This is a genomic window from Achromobacter sp. SIMBA_011 (assembly GCF_046535435.1).
Lineage (GTDB): Bacteria > Pseudomonadota > Gammaproteobacteria > Burkholderiales > Burkholderiaceae_B > Achromobacter > Achromobacter dolens.
Genome location: NZ_JAWRWN010000264.1, coordinates 1 through 293, shown reverse-complemented (window position 1 = coordinate 293; position 293 = coordinate 1). Strand labels below are relative to the sequence as shown.

Here is a 293-nt window from a genome sequence, read left to right as displayed (position 1 = left end):
GAGGGCAAGAAATTGTGGGCGCTCGCCCGTACCGGCCAGTCGGTCGCGCTCAAGGGCAAAGACACGGTAAACGGATATCTGCTGCTGGCAACGGCATGCGATGGCACTCTGGCGACGACGGCTCAATTCACGAGTATCCGCGTCGTTTGCAACAACACACTGCAAATCGCGCTCGGCGATTCGGCCGGGGCCGTGAAAGTGCCGCACCGCTCGCAGTTCGACGCGCAGGCCGTCAAGCGCCAGCTCGGCATCGCGATTTCTTCGTGGGATGGCTTCATGGCCCGCATGAAAGC

At 62.1% G+C, this 293-nt stretch carries 1 protein-coding gene; it reads left to right on the top strand.

Features of this window, described 5'->3' with window-relative positions:
• A partial coding sequence (locus tag SB816_RS30870) for a DUF932 domain-containing protein (protein ID WP_410548102.1) occupies nucleotides 1-293 on the top strand: 293 nt, incomplete at both ends.